The organism is Catellatospora sp. IY07-71 (assembly GCF_018326265.1).
In the GTDB taxonomy this organism is placed as follows: domain Bacteria; phylum Actinomycetota; class Actinomycetes; order Mycobacteriales; family Micromonosporaceae; genus Catellatospora.
On record NZ_AP023360.1, the window covers coordinates 7,260,590 to 7,282,297 of the forward strand.

The 21,708-nt window shown below is 69.9% G+C and carries 17 protein-coding genes and 3 pseudogenes; 14 read left to right on the forward strand and 6 right to left on the reverse strand.

The features are described from left to right. The first annotated feature begins 51 nt into the window (after nt 1–51). Both CS0771_RS32375 and CS0771_RS32380 read left to right on the forward strand, forming a co-directional pair. On the forward strand, nt 52–237 hold the full coding sequence (locus CS0771_RS32375; protein ID WP_244871160.1) for a hypothetical protein: 186 nt from the start codon (nt 52–54) through the stop codon (nt 235–237). Further along, nucleotides 234–536: a hypothetical protein gene (locus CS0771_RS32380; RefSeq protein ID WP_212844544.1), complete on the forward strand. Its 303-nt coding sequence runs from the start codon at nt 234–236 to the stop codon at nt 534–536. The genes CS0771_RS32375 and CS0771_RS32380 overlap by 4 nt, the downstream gene beginning before the upstream one ends. Here the strand turns inward: CS0771_RS32380 and CS0771_RS32385 are convergent. Beyond that, nucleotides 527–703 (reverse strand): hypothetical protein, encoded by a 177-nt coding sequence (locus CS0771_RS32385; protein ID WP_212844545.1) that lies wholly within the window; start codon nt 701–703, stop codon nt 527–529. The two genes, CS0771_RS32380 and CS0771_RS32385, sit on opposite strands and share 10 nt — an antisense overlap. Nucleotides 704–1,035: 332 nt before the next feature. Here CS0771_RS32385 and CS0771_RS32390 point away from each other — a divergent pair, with 332 nt between their 5' ends. Together CS0771_RS32390 and CS0771_RS32395 are read left to right on the forward strand one after the other, a co-directional pair. Then, nucleotides 1,036–2,238 (forward strand): radical SAM protein, encoded by a 1,203-nt coding sequence (locus CS0771_RS32390; RefSeq protein ID WP_212844546.1) that lies wholly within the window; start codon nt 1,036–1,038, stop codon nt 2,236–2,238. A 187-nt stretch (nt 2,239–2,425) separates the two neighbouring features. After that, nucleotides 2,426–3,241, forward strand: a complete 816-nt coding sequence (locus CS0771_RS32395) for a hypothetical protein (RefSeq protein WP_212844547.1) — start codon at nt 2,426–2,428, stop codon at nt 3,239–3,241. Nucleotides 3,242–3,485: 244 nt separating this feature from the next. Here the strand turns inward: CS0771_RS32395 and CS0771_RS32400 are convergent, their stop codons facing one another. After that, complete coding sequence (locus tag CS0771_RS32400; protein WP_371821516.1) at nt 3,486–6,368, reverse strand: discoidin domain-containing protein; 2,883 nt, start codon at nt 6,366–6,368, stop codon at nt 3,486–3,488. Nucleotides 6,369–6,403: 35 nt separating this feature from the next. Further along, nucleotides 6,404–7,363 (reverse strand): annotated as a pseudogene (locus CS0771_RS39780) (ThuA domain-containing protein); the annotation flags it as partial. Between the two features lie 398 nt (nt 7,364–7,761). Between CS0771_RS39780 and CS0771_RS32405 the strand changes: the two are divergent. After that, entirely contained in the window at nt 7,762–9,075 is a 1,314-nt protein-coding gene (locus CS0771_RS32405; RefSeq protein ID WP_212844548.1) for a thrombospondin type 3 repeat-containing protein, read from the forward strand. A gap of 109 nt (nt 9,076–9,184) precedes the next feature. Here the strand turns inward: CS0771_RS32405 and CS0771_RS32410 are convergent, their stop codons facing one another. Next, on the reverse strand, nt 9,185–9,415 hold the full coding sequence (locus CS0771_RS32410) for a hypothetical protein (RefSeq protein ID WP_212844549.1): 231 nt from the start codon (nt 9,413–9,415) through the stop codon (nt 9,185–9,187). 293 nt (nt 9,416–9,708) lie between these two features. On the opposite strand from CS0771_RS32410, the gene CS0771_RS32415 reads away from it, so the two are divergent. The 7 genes and pseudogenes from CS0771_RS32415 to CS0771_RS39785 all read left to right on the forward strand — a co-directional run. After that, nucleotides 9,709–10,257 carry a hypothetical protein gene (locus CS0771_RS32415; RefSeq protein ID WP_212844550.1) on the forward strand — a complete coding sequence of 183 codons (549 nt, stop codon included), beginning with the start codon at nt 9,709–9,711 and terminating at the stop codon, nt 10,255–10,257. Between the two features lie 125 nt (nt 10,258–10,382). Beyond that, a complete protein-coding gene (locus CS0771_RS32420) occupies nt 10,383–10,589 on the forward strand; it encodes a hypothetical protein (protein ID WP_212844551.1) in 207 nt (68 codons plus the stop codon). 8 nt (nt 10,590–10,597) lie between these two features. Beyond that, entirely contained in the window at nt 10,598–11,215 is a 618-nt protein-coding gene (locus CS0771_RS32425; RefSeq protein WP_212844552.1) for a GPP34 family phosphoprotein, read from the forward strand. A gap of 179 nt (nt 11,216–11,394) precedes the next feature. Then, on the forward strand, nt 11,395–12,318 hold the full coding sequence (locus CS0771_RS32430) for a lipopolysaccharide assembly protein LapB (RefSeq protein WP_212844553.1): 924 nt from the start codon (nt 11,395–11,397) through the stop codon (nt 12,316–12,318). Between the two features lie 133 nt (nt 12,319–12,451). After that, on the forward strand, nt 12,452–13,042 hold the full coding sequence (locus CS0771_RS32435) for a DUF5709 domain-containing protein (protein ID WP_212844554.1): 591 nt from the start codon (nt 12,452–12,454) through the stop codon (nt 13,040–13,042). A gap of 136 nt (nt 13,043–13,178) precedes the next feature. Next, nucleotides 13,179–13,760 (forward strand): annotated as a pseudogene (locus tag CS0771_RS32440) (NAD(P)/FAD-dependent oxidoreductase); the annotation flags it as partial. Between the two features lie 23 nt (nt 13,761–13,783). Beyond that, nucleotides 13,784–13,849: pseudogene (locus tag CS0771_RS39785) on the forward strand (hypothetical protein); the annotation flags it as partial. 61 nt (nt 13,850–13,910) lie between these two features. On the opposite strand, the gene CS0771_RS32445 reads toward CS0771_RS39785, so the two are convergent. After that, nucleotides 13,911–16,025 (reverse strand): cellulase family glycosylhydrolase, encoded by a 2,115-nt coding sequence (locus CS0771_RS32445; protein ID WP_212844556.1) that lies wholly within the window; start codon nt 16,023–16,025, stop codon nt 13,911–13,913. A 514-nt stretch (nt 16,026–16,539) separates the two neighbouring features. Between CS0771_RS32445 and CS0771_RS32450 the strand changes: the two genes are divergently transcribed. Next, on the forward strand, nt 16,540–18,135 hold the full coding sequence (locus CS0771_RS32450) for a glycoside hydrolase family 43 protein (protein ID WP_212844557.1): 1,596 nt from the start codon (nt 16,540–16,542) through the stop codon (nt 18,133–18,135). Between the two features lie 94 nt (nt 18,136–18,229). Continuing rightward, complete coding sequence (locus CS0771_RS32455; protein WP_244871161.1) at nt 18,230–19,258, forward strand: LacI family DNA-binding transcriptional regulator; 1,029 nt, start codon at nt 18,230–18,232, stop codon at nt 19,256–19,258. A gap of 55 nt (nt 19,259–19,313) precedes the next feature. Here CS0771_RS32455 and CS0771_RS32460 read toward each other — a convergent pair whose 3' ends face one another. Next, entirely contained in the window at nt 19,314–21,614 is a 2,301-nt protein-coding gene (locus CS0771_RS32460) for a glycoside hydrolase (RefSeq protein WP_212844558.1), read from the reverse strand. Nucleotides 21,615–21,708: the final 94 nt, after the last annotated feature.

Here is a 21,708-nt window from a genome sequence, read left to right on the forward strand (position 1 = left end):
GTGGAGCACCACTGAGGTCCTGGCCCTGGACGTCCGAACAGGACCATGGTCATGATCATCACCGCCGACAAGCCGGACGGTGGCATCGAGATGGATGCGCGCTCGATCCTGCTGGTGCACACGCCCGACGAAGACGGCCTGTGCCAGGGCTGTTACGAGTTCACCTGTACGTTCGCCCGGTTTCCGTGCTCTCAAGCTCGGTGGGCTCAGGCAGTGCAGGACGGCGACGTCTCATGAAGCCACTACATGCCAAGGTGCTGGCGGTGCGCAGCGTGCCCCGGCAGCAGATCTACAAGGTCTTGCTAGCTGAGCCCGGCCGGGCTTGGACCATCCGTGAGCTTGCCGGATCGCTGCCGGACGTGTCGGTGGAGGCGGTGACCGCGACTCTGCACCTGATGCTGGGCGAGCGGCTGATGGACCAGGTGCGCCACGCCCGAGGCCTGACCTTGCAGCTCAACGACGAAGGCCGCACGGCGATTGAGCAGATCGTTCAGGGCTGGTCCGCCGTCCCGACCACCGGGGAGAGTCAGCCGTGAAGCCGATCCGAGCCACGGTGCCGGCCGCCGCACTCCTCGGCGTCGATGCCGCCCGCCGTGTCATCTCCGAACATCTGCGTTCCGATGTCGGCGGGCGGTGTCTGTCCTGCCGAGAACTGGAGCCCTGCGCTCAACGTGCTACGGCGCATGCCGCACTGTTCGGTCATGATCGCCAGCTTCCTCGCCGACGGCCCATGGAGCTGATCGGCGCTGGTGGGGACTTCGGTGCCGGGGTGGGGTCGACGTTTCACGCCTTCGGCACGTCGGGCGGCGTCCGGGCGCATAGGGCCGGTTCATCGCCCTGACGCCGTCGAGCGATGGCGTCATTCACAGCCAACCTACGGACCAAGGAGTGATGACTGCATGCCGAGGGGACCACCACGACCGAGCTGACGAACTCGCGCCAGTCCGGCTGTTCGGCACATCCAAGGGCCGGAACTCCGGGCGGTCGCCAGCCAGGCAGCCGCCCACTACCCCACTCCCTCAGGAGGTGATCGACGTGCATCAGCTCATCGCAACCCCGTTCCTCGACGACGGCCATCTCATCCTCAAACCCGGCAGCGAGCAGGGCATGCGCATTCCCGTCAGGCACTACGAGCAGCTTCGTGACCTGTCCGCGCGTCACGGCCCAATACCGGACTGGCTGGTCAACGCCGCGGTGAGCGGCTGGGGGCTGCGCCTGCGTGACGAGCCGGTCAACCAGGCCGTGACCGTGCGCCAGCACAGCAGTTACGGCTACGGGCGGGCGTCGTGGGAGCTCAACCTCGGCTGCAACTACGACTGCGAGCACTGCTACCTCGACATCAAGCGCTTCGAGGGCCTGGCCTGGGACCAGCGGGTCCAGCTCCTGCACATCCTGCGTGATGCCGGGGTGGTGTGGCTGCAGCTGACCGGCGGCGAGCCGCTGATCGACAAGCTGTTCACCGAGACCTACACGTACGCGTGGGACCTCGGCATGATGATCTCGATCTCGACCAACGCATCCCGGCTGTGGAAGCCGGAGATCCTCGACCTACTGCGCACCCGACCGGCGTACCACATCACGATCAGCGTCTATGGTGCCACGGCCGACAGCTACGACAGGCTCGTGCGCCGTCGCGGCGCGTTCGACAAGTTCCACCGGGGCCTGGCCGCCGCCAGCGAGGCCGGTCTGACCATGAACCTCAACCTCGTCGTCACAAAGACCAACGACACCGAGGTCGATGGCATGATCGCCCTCGCCGAGGGGTTCGGGCTGCCCTACCACGTGTTCTCGAACATGTCCCCGACGATCATGGGCAGTGCCCGGAGCCTGCCCGCGCAGTCGATGCCGCTGCTCAAGGCACGCAGGCCGTTCACCGGCTGCAACGCCGGGCACACGTTCTTCCACGTGGACCCGCACGGCATGGCGTCGATCTGCAAGGTCGGCCGGGATCCCAACATCGACCTCCTCGCCGAAGGCGTGGAGGGCCTGCGCCGACTCGGCGGCATCGCCGACGGCCTGCTCGCCAGGACCGGCGGGTGCAGCGGGTGCAGCGTGCAGGGCACGTGCAACACGTGCATGCCTCTGGTCCGGCTGTACCGGCAGGCGAAGTCACCGATGGAGCGCTACTGCCAGCACCGAGAAAGTGGGGAGGTGATTGTCAATGGCACCGACAGCCACAGCGACCCGACCGGCACCGGTCGTGGTCGCGCTGTCCCAGCGTCCGCAGCCGCGGCCTGAGGTGACGGAGATCGAGTTCGTCAACGTCGAGCAGACCATCCTGGCCGCGAACAAGTGCAACTGCAACTCCAGCGACGACAACCCGTACTGACAACCGACGAGGGTGGTCCCGGCGTGGGCGCTGGGACCACCCTCCACCGCCCCGGTAACCTCGCCGCCAGCAAGCGGCCCAGCGATGGAGGAGACCATGAACCAGCGTGTGTCATGGCAAGACCTCCCCGCCGGCCTACGACGCCTGATCGAGGCCGAGGCGGGGGTCTTCGTCCGCGCCGAACAGGTCGGCACCGGACACAACTGCCTGCTCGGCATGATCATGCACACGGCGCACGACCGCTACTTCCTCAAGGGCGTCCCCGCCGATCACAAGCGGGCCGTCTGGACCCAGAGCAACGAGGCCGCGATCAATCCCCACGTCCGGCACGTGTCGGCACCACTCATCTTCCACGTGGCCGCAGACGGCTGGGACGTGCTCGGCTTCCAATACCTCGACGGCCGCCACGCTGACCTCAGTCCCGGCTCACCGGACCTCCTGAAGATCACCTCGGGCCTGCAGGCGCTCGCCTCGATCCCAGCCCCTGACGGGCTTTCCCTGCGCACCGCCGATGACCGCTGGCGCGACTACGCCGGTGATCACGCCCACCTGCTCGCCGGAACGACAGTCGCGCATACCGACTTGCACCGCCACAACATCCTGATCGACAGCTCGGCGAAGTTCATCGACTGGGCCTGGCCGACCCTTGCCGCGCCCTGGTTCGACACTGCCTGCGTGGGTCTGCAACTCATCCAGGCAGGGCACACGCCCAAGGACGCCGAGCTGTGGTGCCAGAACTCCCCTGAATTCGCCGCCGCCACCGACGAGGCGGTGTCAACCTTCGTCGCCGCCGCGAGGAGCCTGTGGGCAGAAATCAGTGCCGCCGACCCGCAGCAATGGAAGATCGAGGTTGCCGAGGCTGCCCGAGCATGGGCGGAGTACCGGGGCGTTCAGCGGTCCGCGGACAGTTGACCCTTCGGCAGCACCCCGCAGCCTGCATCGTGTAGCCCGTGCAGGTCGGCACCCGGCGATTACAACAACCGGCTCGTGTAGCCGGCCGCGACAAGACGCTCGAACGCCGCCCGCACGTCGTCGCTCAGTTGCATCGGTTCGCGCAATGGAACCTGTGGTGCGGCATGTCGCCGCCTGGCGAGCCAGGCCGGGCGCGGAGGACCTCGACGGTCCTCCGCGCCCGGTGACATGCCGGCCTACGCGGTCAGCTGTACACCTCGAACTCGAACAGCGAGTATCCGTAGGCGGTGCCGCGGGCCGTGCCGTTGATCCGCACGTACCGCCCGGTGGCCCCGAGTGCGGTGTTGTCGTCGACCCCGCCGTTGCCGCCGGTCACCGACCGCACCGTCGTCCACGTCGTGCCGTTGGCCGAGGTCTGGATCTGGTACGCCGAGCCGTACGCGGCCTCCCAGGTCAGCTTCACCCGGTTGATCGCGTACGACTGACCCAGGTCGACCTGGATCCACTGCGGGTCGGCGAACGCGCTGCCCCACCGCGTGGTCAGCGAACCGTCCACCGCCGCCGGGGCCGTGAACGCGCCTTCGACGCTGGATGCGGTGGCCGGCTTGTTCAGCGCGAGGTTGGTGGTGGTCGGCGGCGGGCCGCTGTCACCGTAGACCTCGAACTCGAACAGTGAGTACCCCCAGGCGGTGCCGCGGGCCGTGCCGTTGATCCGCACGTACCGGCCGGTGGCCGTCAGCCCCGTGTTGTCGTCCACACCGCCGTCGCCGCCGGTGATCGAACGCGCCGTCGTCCAGGTCACGCCGTCGGGCGAGGTCTGGATCTGGTACGCCGAACCGTACGCGGCCTCCCAGGTCAGCTTCACCCGGTTGATCGCGTACGACTGACCCAGGTCGACCTGGATCCACTGCGGGTCGGCGAACGCGCTGCCCCACCGCGTGGTCAGCGAACCGTCCACCGCCGCCGACGCCGTGTAGGCGCCCTCGACGCTCGACGCCGTCGCCGGACGGTTCAGCGCGAGGTTGGTCCCCGTCGGCGGCTGGGTGCCGCCGGAGGTGAAGGTGAAATCGTCGATGTCGAACAGCGAGCCGGTGGCGGCGCCGGTGAACACCAGGTACAGCAGTTGCGTCCCCGCCGGCACGGTCACCGTGCCGGTCACGTCGACCCAGGTCTCCCAGCCGCCCGTCGGGGCGACCGGCACCGTGGAAACGACCGTGCCGGTGGGCGAGCCGACCCGTACGGTCAGCGTGCCCCCCACCCCGGCCGAGGCGACGCGCGCCTTGAAACCGGTGACGCCGGTCAGGTTGTACGGCGTGAACGAGATCCAGTCGCCGTTCTCGATGTAGCCGACGGCGTTGCCGCCGTGCGCGCTGGCCTTGGCGGCGATCTGGACGCCGTTCATCGTGCTGTAGTGCTCCGCCTGCCGGGTCCGCGGCTGCAGCACGTGCTGAGCCTGGACCGCCGTCCCGGTCGGCGGGGTGTACACCGCGGCGAGCACCCCGAAGATGTTCGCGGCCGCGTCGTGCTCGCCGTCGACCGTGGTCTGGATCGACCCGGTGCAGCCGTTCTTGCTGGTGATGGGGTGTCCGTGGCTGTCGTGGCCGAGGACGTAGTTGACCACGACCCGGTTGCAGTCGACGGTGCCGACGTTCGGGTCGGTGACCCGCACCTCGTAGGGGATCAGGTCGCCGAACTGGAACACGGTGCCGTTGCCCGGGACGACGATCTGGATCCCCGGCCGGCCGACGCCGACGACGACGCTGGCCGTCGAGATCCGGCCGCCGGTGTCGCGGACCGTCAGCGTGGCGGTGTACTCACCGTTGGCCGCGTAGGTGAACGACGGGTTGGCCGCTGTCGAGTCGGTGCTGCCGTTGCTGGTGAAGTCCCAGGCGTACGTGATCGCGTCGCCGTCCGGGTCGTTGCTGCCGGCCGAGCTGAACTGCACGGTCAGCGGTGCCGCCCCGGTGGACGGGTTCGCCGTGGCCTGGGCGATCGGCGCCCGGTTGCCGCCGCTGTTGTACTCGATGCGGTAGACGGCCGAGTTGGCGTCGCCGCCGAACCAGGTCGTGCCGTAGTCGAGCACGTACAGGGCACCGTCCGGCCCGAACTCCATGTCCATGATCGCGGTCCCGGACCATGGGATCGGGTCGATCGCGCCGGCGGTGCCGTTGGCGTTGATCGTGGCGGCCTTGATCCAGCGGCTGGTGAACTCGCCGAGGAAGGCCCTGCCGTTGTAGGAGGCCGGGAACTTCACGTCGGAGACCAGCGCCGGGTTGAAGTTGTAGACCGGGCCGCCCATCGGGCCGCCGCCGCCCAGCTCGGGCCGCCAGGGCCCGGCGCCGCCGTACGGCAGCCAGGCCGTCTGCGACGGCGGGAGCGTGGTGATGCCCGTGTTGTTGCGCGAGTTGTTCGTCGGGCCGCCCGCGCAGTTGAACAGGCCGAGCGACGGGCCGCTGGGGAACGTGTACTCGTGGTACGGCGTGTTGTAGTTCGAGCAGTACGGCCAGCCGAAGAAGCCCGGCTGGGTGATCCGCTCGAACGACACCGTGCCCGCCGGTCCGCGGTTCGGGTCGGCGCCGCCGTCGGGGCCGTAGTCACCGAGGTAGACGACCCCGGTGGCCTTGTCCACGCTCATCCGGAACGGGTTGCGGAAGCCCATGGCGTACACCTCGGGCCTGGTGTTGGGCGTGCCCGGCGCGAACATGTTGCCGGCCGGGATGGTGTAGCCGCCGGTCGCGCCCGGCTTGATCCGCAGCACCTTGCCGCGCAGGTCGTTGCTGTTGCTCGCGGTGCGCTGCGCATCGAACGCCGGGTTGCGGTCGGGCCGCTCGTCGATCGGCGCGGAGCCGCCCGAGTCGAACGGGTTCGTGTCGTCGCCGGTGGACAGGTACAGGTTGCCGGCCGCGTCGAAGTCGATGTCACCGCCGACGTGGCAGCACTGCCCCGGCTGGTCGGCACGTCGAGGATCGTGACCAGCGACGCCGGGTCGATCGTGTGGTCGTCGCGCACGGTGAACCGGCCCAGCTTGTTCGAGCCGTTGAACGGCGCGAACTGCGCCGCCGTGCCGGTCGCCGGGGCGTCGCCGCCCGGCGTGCTCAGCGGGGGCGCGTAGTACATGTACACCCACCGGTTGGTGGCGAAGTTGGGGTCGGCCTTGATGCTCTGCAGACCCTCCTCGTCGTGGGTGTACACCTGAAGGGTCATCGCGACCTTGGTGTTGCCGTTGACGTCGGTGTACCGCACGACGCCGTCGCGGGAGGTGTGCAGCACACCCCGGTTCGGCAGCACGGTCAGGCCCATCGGCTCGCCGACCTCGGCCACGCCCTTGGCCAGCGTCACCTGGCTGAACGTGCCGGCGGGCGGGGTGCCGACCGTGCAGCTGCCAGTGCCCTGGGCCGCGTACCGGATGCCGCCGAGCAGGTGGGTGCGGAAGTGGGTCTCGCTGAAGCTCGCCTGGGTGTGCCCCAGGCCGGTGTACCACGAGCGCCCGCCGTCGTAGGCGCGGCACCACGAGATCGGGTGGTCGGCGCCCATGCTGCCACCGGTGTACGTGGACTCGTCCAGGTTGGCCAGCACGTGCACCTGGGCACGCGGGTTGGTGCGGTAGTTGTACAACTCGTCGGTCCGGACCCAGCTCGCCGGAATGCCGGCGGTGGACGGGTGGGCCGTGTCCTCGACGCGCACGGTGACCTGCTGGATCGCCGGGTGGCTGGCGAAGTACGCGCCGACCAGGTTGCCGTACCAGGCCCAGTCGTACTCGGTGTCGGAGGCGGCGTGCACGCCGACGTACCCGCCGCCGGCGCGGACGTAGCGCTCGAACGCGGCCTGCTGGGTGGCGTCGAGCACGTCGCCGGTGGTGGACAGCCAGATCACGGCTTTGAACCTGGCCAGGTTGGCGTCGTTGAACTGGGTGGCGTCCTCGGTCGCCTCGACGGCGAAGTTGTTCGCGGTTCCGAGCTGCTGGATCGCGGTGATGCCCACCGGGATCGAGTCATGCCGGAACCCCGCGGTCTTGCTGAAGATCAGCACCGAGAAGTCGGGGGCGGCTTGCGCAGGGGCGACGTTTAAGCCGACCCCGGCCAGCACGAGGGTGACACAGAGCAGCACTCTGCGAAGAAGCATGATCGGTTGCACCTCTCCCGTAGAGAGAACAATGAAGACGTGCGCCGATCACGTCTGGTCCGTGCGCTGTCAGCCACACCGGGGCACGGTGGGCCTCAGACTGGGATGCGACCGCGTGTCCTGAGCGGACCCAGGCGGCCACGACCGAAAAGCGTGCGTGCCCTCACCTCCCAGCTGTCCTAACGCGATGGGAGAGCGCTCTCCCATCGGGTGCAGACAGTTAAGCAGACTCCCCCGCCGTTGTGAAGGCTCATCCCGTGCCGACCCATCCTGAGCCTCCAAACCGGAGCCCGCGACGGGCGACTCCTGTTCTGGCGCGTTGCGGACAGAGAGCGGCGGCCCGTCGGGCCCGGTGGGATCGTTCGCGCATGATGCGAAACCTGTTCCGAGCAGGTCTGGTGACTGCCCTGGTGGCAGCCCTGGCAGTACATGTGATCACCCCGGCGGCCGCTGTCGAGGAGCCGGCCGAGAAGTACAGCACGCTGCGGCTGTGCGACCCGACCGCCTGCTACGTCGCCTGGTCGGTCGTCGACTCCGACCACGACGGGGTCTGCGACGCCGACGAGCTGCAGGCCGGCACCGACCCGTACGACCCGGCCAGCAGGCCCGGCCTGGAGCTGATCGCCGAGCTGCTCATCGACCGCAAGCTGCCGTCGTTCGAGTACGGGCTAGCCGCCATGGTGGCCGTTCCCGCCGAGATCATCGAGGCGCGCGAGGCGCTGGGCGTGGACCCGCTGGGGGCGTTCCCGCTCCACGAGCGCGGCGACGCGCTCACCCGGCTGGGCATCTCCGAGGACCAGCTGAGCAAGTTCGGCATCTCGCCCGAGCACAGCGGCTTCTCCCTCGGCGTGGAGGGCATCGGACCGGACGAGCAGCCGGGCATCCGGCTGACCAACATCAAGACCAGCCTGATCAGCGCCGGCGCGAAGGACCCGAGGGACCACGTCTTCGGGGGCGGGGTCGTCGACAGGTACAAGGACTGGTTCGGCAGGGACGTGCGCGTCTACGGCGACGGCTCCAAGGAGACCATCACCCGCGAGAAGGACGGCGTCAGCATCGAGATCACCGACAAGGAGGGCAATGAGGTAGGGACCAGGACCAGCCACGGCGAGAGCCACATGGAGGGCTCGACCGAGGTCGTGCACAAGGACGAGACCGTGCTGGACAGCGACGGCAACCTGCTGCAGTCGACGAGCACCGAGTACCGCAAGAACAAGGACGGTTCGTCGACGGAGGTCACCGTCGTGACGGAGTACATCCGCGATGAGGACGGAAACCTCATGGGCTCCACCTCCACCCGCACGACCGAGCGCACCTCCTCCAGCGGCGCGACCTCCACGACGACCACCACGACGGTCTGCGACTCCACCGGCAAGCAGTGCACCAGCTACACCGACGGCCAGAAGTACGTCGACCCGGAGCAGGCGTACAACGTGATGGTGACGCAGGAGGACGTCGACGGCGTGCTCCGCCTGCGCGGTGCGGCGGTCAGGGTGGTCGAGGGGTGGAACGCCCCGGACATGGACGGCGACCCGGAGAACCCGAACAACCCGTCGACGATCATGCTGATCGACGGCACCGTCGGCGAGCTGTTCCTGCTGACCGAGCCCAAGCGGACCGCCAAGGCCGAGCCGGAATATCACCCGGATCTGCCCAGCCCCAGGGACGCGGGTACGCCGCCCAGCGGCGGCGGGTGCGAAGGCCTCTGCTGATGTCCTGACGGGCGGTGCGGCGTGGAGCCGTGCCGCCCGTTCACGCGGCACAGGGCTTGCCGACGCCTACCCGCGTAGCAGGCCCCGCTGTCGAGCCCGCCGTTTCGGCTCAGTCGTTGAGAAGGTTGGTCAGGCGTCCGGCGAACAGCTCGGCTTCGATGTCGCTGACCTCGGCGCCCAGCTCGCGGACAAGCGTCTGCTGGGTGCACAGGACCCTGCCGTTCCCGGCCAGCTCCGCTGCGGGGATCACGACGATCTCGTCATCGACCAGGGCAAGTACCGGATCGACGGCCCGGGACCGGGCGAGCACCCTTACCTCGTTTGCCGTAACCGTGACCATTGACCCAGAATACCCAATTCAACTCGACTCGGCCCTTAAACGGCAGGCGACAGGGGGAAGCAGCCGGTCCCGCGTCCGTCATCGTGCTCTGAGCGGCGGCGGGCCTGCCTGGTATCAGCTTTCCGTACGGAACACGCATGCCTGGACAGGACCAGTCGCGCAGTCCGATACGACACTTACCGCCGCCAGGCGACGGGATAATGGCTCAAGGTGCGCACCTGACCCACGAGCGGTTCACTCCAGGTCACAGGGGGACGATCATGGCAGTAACGCAGCGCATTACCGTCGAGCGAGTGGGCACCGGCGAGTTCAGCATCATGATCCGCGACACCCGCTTCAGGCTGGAACGCAAGCCCAAACACATGGTCCTGCAGGCGTTGAGCGGCCAGGACGTGACCGAGCAGCTCGACGTGTACCCCAGGCCGGACGGCATCAAGGTGTCGGTCCGCGACCGCAAGGGAGCGACCCTGACCCACGTGATGGAGCTCGACGACGACGGGATGGCCAGCACCACCCAGGTGGGCTCGCAGACCTTCCTCGTCGACCCCACGACCGAATACGTCGAGGCGTTCGGGGCTGAGATCAGGGATGCCGAAGGCCCGTCGATCCCGCACATCCTGCAGTTCGGCAAGGAGCTCAACTCGGATCAGCAACTGCGGAACGCCCTGCGGATCGCAGCCGAGCGCTCCGGTGGCGACACCGTCCTCAAGCTGTCGCCGTCGTGCCGGGAGATCTGCGACGCCGCAGGTAACCCTTTCGCCATGGAGCTCGTCGGAGCTGCCGGAGCAGCGGCACTGGCTGCGGCCTGCGTCGGCTGCCACCTTCAGGAGTCCGGGCTCTAGCGGCTGAACATCTGCGCGCCGAGCGTGGTGTGGAGGAGCGATGTCGCCCACCACCACGCTCGGCGCGCAGCGTCTCCGTGTGCCGAGCCTTGCGTACCGAAAATAGATATCACTATGATAGCCGCATGGCGGCCAAGCGTAAGCAACTGCTGCTGCGGCTGGACCCTGCGGTCCACGACGCGGTGGCCCGCTGGGCGGCCGACGACCTGCGCAGCGTGAACGCGCAGATCGAGTACCTGTTGCGCCAGTCGCTGGCCGCGGCGGGCCGGCTGCCCGGCAACGCAGGCGAGCCGCGGGGGCGCGGCCGACCACCCAAATCCGCGTCAGAATGAGAGCGGTCATGGAGCTGCCCCTCACCTCGCAGATCTACCTGCTGGCCTACGACACCGACAAGGGCAAGCTGACCTGCAACGGCTACCTGGGCTACATCCTGCGCGCCGCGGCACTCACCGAGCTGCACCTGCAGGGCGCGCTGGCCGACGCCGACGGCAGGCCGCGCGCCACCGGCGCCAAGGTTCACGACGCCCTGCTGGCCGAGGTGCTGCGGGAGATCGCGTCCGCGCCCAAGCCGAAGAAGTGGTCCTGGTGGGTCCACCACGGGCAGACACCCATGTTCCGCGCAGTCCAGCAGCGGCTGGCCGACGGCCGCGTCGTCACCACCGAGCGCTACCGCATCCTGGGGATCTTCCCCGCCACCAGGGTCAAGGTCCACGAGCACCGTGCGGTCGCCCGGCTCCGCTCCGCCGTCAGCCACACACTCAACGGCGGCGACCCGAAGCCGCGCGACGCGGCGCTGACCGCCCTGGCCGCCACCGGCGAGATCCGGATCGCCGTCAGCCGGGCGCAGACCCGCCAGTACGCCAAACGCCTGGACTCCCTGGTCGCGCAGGCGGGCCCGGCCCTGCCCGCGCTGCGCAAGGTGATCCGCGACCACCGAGCGGCCACCGAGTCAGGGTGACGGGCGCCGCTCCACATCGGAGGTCCACGTGATCATGTCGCACGTCCGCTGGTGCCGTCGCACATCGCCTGGTAACCGACGAGGGCCGCGCGGATGTGCGCTGGTGCCACGAACAGTGCGACTGATGGCCGTGCGAAATCGGGTTCACTCGCAGCACCAGCGGGTCGTATCGTGCCGCCATGATCCATGAGCCGATTGATCCGGACGATCACACCGACTGGCTGGTCGAACAGGGGCGGGTGGACGAAGCGGTTACGTTTCTCGAATCCCGGGCGGTCGACGGGGACTGGCGGGATGTGGATCGCCTGACCGGGCTGCTGATGGAGAACGGCCGCGTCGAGGAGGCGGAGGCGCACTGGCGGGCCGCCATCGGGGCCGGTCTGCCCGGGGCGTACGGCGGCCTCGCGGACCTGCTGGCGGTTGCCGGCCGCACGGACGAGGCTGTCGCCGGGTGGCGGGCGGCGGTGGAGGCGGGCGAGCCACGAGCCCGGGTCCACCTGGCCGAGCTGCTCTGCAGGACGGGTCGGGCCGAGGAGGCGATCGCCGAGTACGGCACGGCGATAGCGGCTGGTGACGCGGCGGCCGGCGCCGGGCTGGCCAAGGTCTACGCGCGGGCGGGCCGGCTGGATGAGGCGGTCCGCGCCTACCGGTCGGCGATCGGCGCGCCGGGTGTTTCTCGATGGCCGCTGGGCGCGCTGTTCGAGAAGTTCGGCCGCATCGACGAGGCGGCAGCCGCTTACCGGGCTGCCGTCGACGCGGGCGAGTGGCACGTTCGCAAGGATCTGGCGCGGTTGCTCGCGGCGCAGGGCCACTTGGAGGAGGCGACTCGGCTCATCCGGGTTCTGCTCGCCGAGCCGGGCCAGAACTCTGCCTACCGGCAGCTCGGCTGGCTGCTGACCGAGCAGCGGCGCTTCGCGGAGGTCGAGGCCGAGGCGCGTCGGCTGAAGGACGCCAACCTGATCGGGCTGTGTCATCTCCTCGCCGGGGCCCGTCAGTCCGCGAACTACCACGAGGACTGTCCAGCCGGCTGCGAGGGCGGCACCCGGGTGGTGCGGCACCTCCCGGGACACCGAGACAACGTGCGGCGGGACCCTGCCGGATGATGCAGTCGCCGCAGTCGGAGCCGGCGAGGCGATGCCGTGCCCGCCCTGTCCGATGCCCTCGGCTCACGTATGGCGGCCTGCCCACTGCGCTCATGATCGGTTTGACCAGGCGGGCAGCGGGTACTCCGGGCACATGGCACGTCAGGACAGCTACCCGCATCCGGTTTCGGACACGGAGGCCGATGGCATACCGGAGTATGCCGACCAGGACTCCAACGCCTACGACGAGGTCGAATCCGTCCGCGAGGCCGACGGCCGGGATCCTGCGCCGCTGCCCGCCGACCGCGAAGCCGGCCCGCTGGCCGTGGACGAGTTCAGCACCACGGCCGGCGATGGGACAGACGGCGAACCGTTGGCAACCCGCCTCGCGCGGGAGGAGCCGGACGTCCTCGAAGAGATCGACGACGGTGCCCCGCTGAGGCCGGCCGACGGCTCCGACACCGTGGAGGACGAGCAACCCTCGTTCGACCGGCAGCTTCACGACGAGGCGCCCGTCGATCCGCACCTGGACTCTCAGGTCTCGATGTACGAGCGGATGGGCGAGGACCCGTTGACCGGCGGCCTCGTCGGCCGGCTCGTGGCGCCGGACGAAGGGCTGGAGTCCGACACCGAGGGCGAGGCCGTCGCCTACGACGCCGGCGCCGCGGGCGGTGGGGCCAGCGCCGAGGAACTCGCGATGCACGAGGTGCCGCTCGACGAGGACGGATCGGTCACGGGCAGCTGACCGCGGCACGCGATGCTCGCCGACCCCGAGGGCGGCGAGCCGCTCAGCGCGACCGTGCGCACCGCTCACCGCGGTCGATCGGGAACCTTGCGCGGCATCGGGGATTGCCCCGGGGTGCGCTGGGTACGAGCCAGTGATGGCAGATGACATCTCCTACTGGCTGAGCACCACCCCGCCGACCTCCTACCCCACGTTGCCCGCGGCGGATCTGCGCGACGTGGACGTCGCCGTCGTCGGCGGGGGCATCGCCGGGTTGTGCACCGCCTGGTCCCTGGCTCGCGCCGGACGGCGGGTCGTGATCCTCGAAGCCGAGCGCATCGCCCAGGCCTCCACCGGCAACACCACCGCCAAGGTCACCGCGCTGCACAGCGCCGTCTACCACAAGCTCGGCGCGGACAAGGCCGGGCTCTACGCCCGCTCCCAGCAGGCGGCCCTCGCCCGCCTGCACGAGGTGGCGGCCGCGATCGACGCGCGCTGCGACTGGGAAGCCCGCACGGCATACACCTACGGGGTCGGCGCCGAGGCGGTGGCATCGCTGCGTGACGAGGCCGACGCCGCGGCCGCGGCCGGCCTGCCCGCCGAGTTCGTCACCGACACCGGCCTGCCCTACGCCGTCGCCGCGGCGGTGCGTGTCACCGGCCAGGCGCAGTTCCACCCCCGGCGCTTCCTGCTGGCTCTCGCCGAAGACCTGGTCCGGCTCGGCGGGCGCATTGGGAGTGCCCTTGCCACGGCTCCCGCTTCGACGTCGACGGCGCCGTGCTGCAGGGTCCCGCCCTGGAGCCGCTGGCACCGATAGACGAGCGATGACCGGCCGGCGGCACCAGGTGCGGGGCCGCCGGCCGGCCTTCCGCCGTCGCGGTGGCCCGGCTCAGCTGCTGTTGCCGGTGACCGCGGTTCCTGCCTTGGTGATCCGGTAGGTGATCTGGGACCCGCTCCAGAAGTGGAACGTCAAGGTGATGGTCCCGTCGCGGACCTCGCTGAAGAACTCGGGCTTGAGCAGCAGGGTGCCGGCGGCGTAGTCGGGCTGGAAGTGAGTCCAGAACTCCTTGTACGACGTCCACTCGGCAGGTCCGGCGTTGGTGCCGTCGGCGTACTTCGCCTCCATGGTGGCCAGCTGGTCGCCGCGGAACTGCGTCGGGATCGCGAAGGAGCTGGTCGTGCCCGAAGCGGCCGCCTGGATCGGCGGGTCGTAGGTGATGATGCTGATCGGCCACGGCTCGCCCTGGGAGAACCTGGCCTCCAGGGTCGCGTTGACGCCGTAGGCCCGGCTGCCGACCAGCCGCGTGACCGCCGCCGCGGTCAGCGTCAGCACGTTGCCGGACAACGTGTAGTCGCTGCCGCTGACCAGGTTGACCGTGCCGTGGCGCAGGCCGGCGAACGAGGCGCCGTTGAGATTGAGCGTGATGCTCTTACCGGTGATCGCCGCGCCGCGGGACACGTAGATCTGGTCGCTGGACCCGGTGGCCGAGCGGGTGGTCCAGCTGGTCCTCATCATGGCGAACACGCCCGGGTCGCGCCAGCGCAGCTCGCTGCGGTTGAGGAACTGGCCCGCGTCCCACACCATGGTGGTGAGGTTCCTGATCCGCGCGTGGTAGCCCACGGCCTCGAGGAACTTGAGGAACTCCCCCCGCTCGATGATGCCGGGCCGGTTGTGGTCCCAGTTGAGCAGGGCCCATTCGCCGATGATGACGGGGATGCCCCGGGCGACGAAGGTCGCGTGCACCCGGTCGAAGGTGCCGATCAGGTCCTGCTCGACGGACGCGTCGTAGCGGGTGCCGCCGGCGATGTTGACGCTGAACGGCCACCATCCGTAGAAGTGGACCGTCGCGGCCACGTTGCCGTCGTCCAGTTGCTGGAACGTCGCCGTCAGCGCGTCCAGGCGGCCCTGGTCGGCGTTGGTGAACAGGGTCGGCAGGACGAGCAGCCGGGTCGCGTTGCCGCCGCCCGACTGGCGCACGATCCGTACGAACTCGGCGTTCAGCTCGTGCAGCACCTGATAGTTCTGCTCGTCGCCGGAGGTGCCGGCGAACTGGGGTTCGTTGATGCTCTCGAAGACCAGCCGGGACGGGTAGCCGCGGAAGGTGCCGGACAGCTGGGTCCACAGCGCGCTGTACCTGGCGAGCACGTTGGCGCGGTCGGTGGGGTAGGTGTTGAGCCACTGCCAGGAGTCGTGATGAAGGTTGATCATCACGTAGAGGTCCTCGGCCAGGGACCAGTCGACGATCTGCCGGACGCGGCTCAGCCAGGTGCTGTCGATGGTGTACGCCGGTGCCGGGCCGTGGTGGTTGGACCAGGTGACCGGGATCCGGATGCTCCGGTAACCCTGCTGGCGTACGTGGCGCAGCAGTGCCTGGGTCGTGAGCGGGTTGCCCCAGGCGGTCTCGTCGGGGATGGCGTCCAGGGTGTTGCCCAGGTTCCATCCGGGCTGCATCGCCGCCACGGTCGCCATCGGATTGCCCGGCTGGGGCGGCGTCGACGGTGAGGGCGACGTCGACGGCGAGGTGGACGGCGACGGGCGGGTCGACGGGCTGTGCGACGGCGACGGTGTGCCGCCGATGGCGCCGGTGCAGGTGACGTTGTTGAGCGTGAAGGACGTAGGCGGGTTGTTGCTGCCCGACCAGGAGCCGTTGAAGCCGAAGGAGACGGTCGCGTTCGTGCCGATCGCCGCGTTGTAGCTCATGTTGGTCGCGGTCTGCTGCGCGCCGGAAGCGGTGACGGTCGCGTTCCACGCCTGGGTCACCTGCTGGCCGGACGGGAAGGTCCAGCGCACGTTCCAGCCGTTGACGGGATCGCCGAGGTTGGTGACGTCGACGTTGGCGGTGAAGCCGCCTGGCCACTGTGCGGACACGGAGTAGGCCACCTGGCAGCCGGCGGCGGCCTGGGCGCTCACGGCTGCGGCCATGCCGGCGGTGAGCAGTGCTGCGACGCCGCCGGCGATGACGGCGGCACGCCATCTCGTCCGGCGGGTGTTCTGCGGGGTCATGATGATCCTTGAGGTCGGCGGGTACGGGGTGGAACGGGGTGTCAGCGGGCCGCCGCGCAGCCGATGGCGGGTGCGCGGCCGGCGTTCGGCCGGGAGCCGGGCAGCCTGAACGAGCTGCCGGTCCGGGCGGGTGATCGGCGCGTGACGACGCGCGGCATGGTCGAGTGCCTCGCGGTCAGCTGCCTCTGTATCCGCGACGCTGCTTGGCTCCCGCAGCGATCAACCTCCGCCATCATCACAGCGAAAGTTTCGGCCCGGACGCTACGCCTTTCCTAGATATGCGTCAATGTTAGCGCCTTCGACCAGGCACCGGGCCAGCGATCGGCGGATGACAAGGTGGATGCATTGACGAGATCGCCTACCGTCATTACGCTCCGCCGAGAAAATGTCGTAACTGGCCTGGAAAGTTTCCCTCACCCCGGGCGGAGAGAGTTCCACCCGGTTCAGCTCGGCAGATGCAGACGACGCCGTCTCGCCGCGATCGCCCTGACCGCACACCGACGGAGACAACCTGATGAGCTCGGCACAGCCACAGCCGTCCCCGGCGGACACCTCCGCCGTCGCCGCAGAGTGGGCCGACGGCCTTCTCGACAACCCCGTGATCCCGGGCATGCACCCCGACCCGAGTGTCTGCCGCGTCGGCGACGACTACTACCTGGCCTGCTCCAGCTTCGAGTACTTCCCCGGCGTGCCGATCCTGCACAGCCGGGACCTGGTGCACTGGGAGCAGCTCGGCAACGCGCTCGACCGGCCCAGCCAGCTGCACCTGCCTCCCGAAACGCCGTCATCGGCCGGCGTGTACGCCCCCACCCTGCGCCACCACGACGGCCGATTCTGGCTGATCACCACCAACGTCGCACCAGGCGGCGGCACCATGCTGTTCACCGCCGCCGACCCCGCCGGGCCGTGGTCCGAACCGATCAGGCTGCCCGGCATCGCCGGCATCGACCCGGACCTGGCCTGGGACGACCAGGGACGCTGCTGGTGCACCTACGCCGGAATCGAGCAGACACGCATCGACCCGCACACCGGCCGGACCCTGGGCACGCCCCGCCGGCTGTGGTCCGGCGGCCGCGACGCCCAAGCACCTGAGGCACCTCACCTGTACCGGATAGGCGAGTACTGGTATCTGCTGATCGCCGAGGGCGGCACCGAACGCGGCCACGCCGTGTCGATCGCCCGCGGCCCGGCGCCGGACGGCCCGTTCGAGCCCTGCCCGGCGAATCCGATCCTGACGCATCGCGGCATCAACCACCCGATCCAGAACACCGGGCACGCCGACCTGGTCCAGGCCCCCGACGGATCGTGGTGGCTGCTGCTGCTCGGGGTACGTCCCCGCGGCGGCACACCCGGCTGGCACGTCCTGGGCAGGGAGACGTTCCTGACGCCGGTGACCTGGACCGACGGATGGCCCGTCGCCGGCCGCGTCGAGGCGACCCTCTCGGCACCACCTTGGCCGGCACACCCCGTGGCCGCCCCTGCGCGTCGCGACGACTTCGACTCCCGACGCCTGCACCCGCGATGGATCTCCGTGCGCTCCCGCCCGGAGGACCATTGCTCGCTCACCGAACACCCGGGCTGGCTCACCCTGCACGCCCGCGGCGACTCGCTCGACCGGCCTGACGTCATGTTCGTCGGCCGGCGCCAGCAGCATCTGTCCTGCACCGTACGCACGCTGCTCGACGCCACCGCGGGCCGGGGCGGCCTCGCCGCCCGCCTCGACGAGGCACACCACTACGAGATCGAGGCCGGCGACGGCCGGGTGCAGGTGTCCGCACGCGCGTCGTCCCTGCGGACGGTGCTCGCCGACCGCGCCACCACGCCCGGACCGGTGCTGCTGCGGATGGACGTCCTCGCCACCTCAGCTGCGCACTGGCAGCCGTGCAAGGAGCCCGACACCATCCGGCTCGGCATCGAGCACCCCGACGGAACGTTCGACGTGCTGGCAGAACTCGACGGCAGACACCTGTCGACCGAGGTGGCCGGCGGTTTCACCGGCCGGGTGCTCGGCATGTACGCCGCGGCCGGCACCGTCCGGTTCGACTGGTTCGACTACGAGCCGATCGAGGTCGGCTCGCGCACCTCGGCGGAGGCTATCCTTGCGCCGTGAGCGGCGCCGGGCACCGTCCGGCCCCGGCCGCACAGAGGCATCGGGGGGCACGACGGAGGGAGCCGGGTTGTCAAACGCCGAGTCAGACGGGCCCGTGACCGACACCGGACTCGCCCTCCCCGGCCCGGCCGGGCCGGTGACCATCTCCTACATCGCCGAGTCCGCCGGGGTGTCGATCCCGACCGTGTCCAAAGTGCTCAACGGCCGCTCCGGCGTCGCCGCCGAGACCCGCGCACGCGTCGAAGCGCTCGTCCACCGGTACGGATACCGCAGGCCCGCGCCGGCCACCCGCAGCAACATCATGGAGCTGGTCTTCGACGAGCTGCAGCACATGTGGGGCGTCGAGATCATCCGCGGGGTGGAGAGCGTCGCCCGCGAACACCGCCTGGGCGTCGTGCTGACCGAGTTCGGGCCGCAGCGCAGCACGATCCACTACTGGATCGACGACACCGTCGCCCGGCGCCCGGCGTGCGTGGTGACCGTGGCCCAGCTGTCGGAGGACCAGCGCAACCAGCTACGGGCCAGAGGCATCCCGTTCGTCGTCGTCGACCCCACCGCCGAACTGCCCGACGGCGTACCCTTCGTCGGCGCCACGAACTGGACGGGCGGCCGGTCAGCCGCCCGCCACCTGATGGACCTCGGGCACCGCCGCATCGGCATGATCGCCGGCCCTCCCGAGATCCTCTGCTGCCAGGCCCGGGTCGACGGCTACCGGTCCGCGCTGACCGCCGCGGGCCTTCCCGCCGACCCCAGCCTGGTCGCGGCCGCCGACCTGACCCAGGAGGGCGGCCACGCGGCCGCGATGACGCTGCTCAGCAGACCCGACCCACCGACCGCGATCTTCGCCAGCAACGATCTGCAGGCGCTCGGGGTCTACCAGGCGGCGCGGCGGCTGGGCCTGCGGATCCCGGCGGACCTGAGCGTGGTCGGATTCGACGACCTCCCGATCGCTTCGCTGGTGGATCCCCCGCTGACCACTGTTCACCAGCCCCTCACGGAAATGGCCGCAGCCGCCACGGAACTGGCCCTCGCCCTCGGCCGCGGCGAGCGGCCACCGCAGGCAGGGCTGGAGCTGGCCACCACGCTCACCGTGCGGGCCAGCACCGCCGCGCCAAGACCATGACCTTCGCCGCCCGGCGGCAGGCTCAGCCCGGCCAGGGCACTCCGCCAGGCGTTCCTCACGCTACGGGCGCGCCGACGTCGAGCCGGTAGACGCCCAGGCCGTAGGTACCGGCCGTGATCAGGGTACGGCCGGAGGACACCGCGGTCGCGAGGTCCATCACGGACACCGTCGGCAGCCCGGTGCCCGCGGCCGACCAGGTGGCGCCCGCGTCGGTGGAGGTGAAGACGCCCACGTCGGTGCCCACGTAGAGCGCGGCCCGGTTCTGCGGGTCGAGCACCAGGTCGTTGACGGGCGCGTTGGGCAGGTTGCCGGAGATGTTCTGCCAGCTGGCGCCGCCGTTGGTGGTGCGGTAGACGTGCGCGGCCATGTCCCCGGTGGTGTATCCGGACAGCGTGGCGTACACGAGGTTGGCGTCGGTCGGGTCGACGGTGAGCCGGGTGACCCAGCGCTGCGGCAGCGCGGTGCCGATCTCGGTCCAGGTGCCGCCGGTGTTGCGGGTGACCCAGATGCGGCCGTCGTCGGTGCCCACGTAGACGGTCGCGGGGCTGGTCTTGGCGACGGCGATCGTGGAGATGGTGTTGTAGCTGGTGCTGCCGCTGCTGCCCCGGCTCAGGTCGCCGCTGATCGCGGTCCAGCTCTGCGCCGAGTTGGTGGAGCGGTTGAGCCGGTTCCCGCCGTAGTACATGATCGCCGGGTTCGACGGGTCGAACACGACCGGCGTCAGCCAGGCTCGGCGGTCGGAGGTGGTCGAGCCGAAGCTGCTCATCGAGTTGCCGCCGTTGGTGGAGCGGCCACAGGAGCCGTTCTGGGAGCAGGCGTACACCTTCTGGTGGTTGGTGGGGTCGATGAGGTTCTGCAGGCCGTCGCCGCCGTAGTAGGAGCCCCACGCCGACCAGGACCGGACCGAGCCGTTGTCCTGCAGGCCGCCGCTGATGCGGGTGACGTCCTGCTGGGAGACGGCGACGGTGTAGAACTGCATGTTGCCCAGCCGGGTGGTCTTGGTCCAGGCGCCGCTGAGTGAGCCGTTGGCGGTGGAGCGGTAGACGCCGCCGTCGTTGCCGATGAAGACGCGCCCGGCGACGCGGGGGTCGACCGCGACCGCGTGCTGGTCGACGTGGAAGGAGCTGGAGTTGCTGGTCCAGCTGCCGCCCGCGTTGCTGGATTCGAGCATCGGGACGCCCGGCACCCAGATGTGCTGGGGTGCGGCGGGGTCGACGAAGATGCGGGAGAACCACCAGCCGAACGTGGACTGCGACGAGTTCAGCGCCGTCGTGTTGGTGATCTTCGTCCAGTTGTCGCCGCGGTCGGTGGAGGTCCAGAAGCCGAGGAAGTTGCCGGTGGCGTTGGCCGCGATCGTGTAGAGGCGACGGGGGTCGCTCTTGGCCACGGCGACGCCCATCCGGCCCACGTTGGTGCCCGAGGGCGGCAGCGTGCTGGCCAGGCGGGTGAAGCTGGTGCCGCCGTTGGTCGACCGGTACAGCCCTGAGCCGACCCCGCCGTAGCGGCGGCTGGCGGGCATACGCTGGTGGTCCCACATCGTGACGTAGATGCGGTTGGGGTCGGCGGGGTCGAGGGCGACGTCCGAAGCGCCGGTGGTGGCGTTGGCGCCGGCGAGGATCTGGGTCCAGGTCGCGCCGCCGTCGGTGGTGCGGTAGAGGCCGCGGTCGCCGCCGGCGACGTACAGGTTGCCGGTGGCGGCGACCAGGATGCGGTTCTCGTTGGTGGGGTCGATGACGATCCGGCCGATCCGGTGCGTGCCGGTCAGGCCGATCGACTGCCAGGTCAGGCCGCGGTCGGTCGAGCGGTAGACGCCGGTGCCGGGGAAGGAGGCGCTGCCGCCGCCGGGGTTGGCCTCGCCGGTCCCGGCGTAGAGGACGCCGGTGCTGGTGATCGCGATCGCGCCGATGGCCTGGGTGATGGCGGTGTTCCACGCGTAGTTGAACGTGGTGCCGGAGTCGGTGCTCTTCCAGACGCCGCCGGAGGCGGTGGCGGCGTAGACGGTGTTGGCGACGGCGGGGTCGACGACCAGATCGGTGACCCGGCCGCCGAGGTTCGTCGGCCCCAGCGACTGCCAGGCGGGCAGCGCGGCGAAGCTCGACGCACCGGCGCGGATCCGCTCGGCCTGGGCGCGGGAGCGGCCTGCCAGTTTCACGAGGTCGCCGGTGGGGTCGGCGCCCAGCCGCTGGGCCATGAACCACTCATCGGCGCCGGACGGGCCGGCGGCCCCCTCCAGCGCTTCGAGAGCGGCGACGTCGGGTCCGATCACGACGTCGGCGGGCAGGCCGTGCGCATCGGCCGAGGCCACCAGCGACAGACCGAGCAGGACGGTGACACCGAAACTGACCGATGATTTCATATTCCCCACCTCGGCTAGACATGCAATGCTACGCATCGATGCATGGAAACCTCTAGGGATGGTTCGAAGGTGGCACGCTTCTGGCACGGCCCGG

Coding starts and splice junctions, on each gene's coding strand:
- CS0771_RS32435 (WP_212844554.1), top strand. CDS start 12,452: ATGGCACGTCAGGACAGCTACCCGCATCCGGTTTCGGACACGGAGGCC.
- CS0771_RS32430 (WP_212844553.1), top strand. CDS start 11,395: ATGATCCATGAGCCGATTGATCCGGACGATCACACCGACTGGCTGGTC.
- CS0771_RS32385 (WP_212844545.1), bottom strand. CDS start 703: ATGACCGAACAGTGCGGCATGCGCCGTAGCACGTTGAGCGCAGGGCTC.
- CS0771_RS32425 (WP_212844552.1), top strand. CDS start 10,598: ATGGAGCTGCCCCTCACCTCGCAGATCTACCTGCTGGCCTACGACACC.
- CS0771_RS32460 (WP_212844558.1), bottom strand. CDS start 21,614: ATGAAATCATCGGTCAGTTTCGGTGTCACCGTCCTGCTCGGTCTGTCG.
- CS0771_RS32375 (WP_244871160.1), top strand. CDS start 52: ATGATCATCACCGCCGACAAGCCGGACGGTGGCATCGAGATGGATGCG.
- CS0771_RS32450 (WP_212844557.1), top strand. CDS start 16,540: ATGAGCTCGGCACAGCCACAGCCGTCCCCGGCGGACACCTCCGCCGTC.
- CS0771_RS32410 (WP_212844549.1), bottom strand. CDS start 9,415: ATGGTCACGGTTACGGCAAACGAGGTAAGGGTGCTCGCCCGGTCCCGG.
- CS0771_RS32445 (WP_212844556.1), bottom strand. CDS start 16,025: ATGACCCCGCAGAACACCCGCCGGACGAGATGGCGTGCCGCCGTCATC.
- CS0771_RS32420 (WP_212844551.1), top strand. CDS start 10,383: ATGGCGGCCAAGCGTAAGCAACTGCTGCTGCGGCTGGACCCTGCGGTC.
- CS0771_RS32380 (WP_212844544.1), top strand. CDS start 234: ATGAAGCCACTACATGCCAAGGTGCTGGCGGTGCGCAGCGTGCCCCGG.
- CS0771_RS32395 (WP_212844547.1), top strand. CDS start 2,426: ATGAACCAGCGTGTGTCATGGCAAGACCTCCCCGCCGGCCTACGACGC.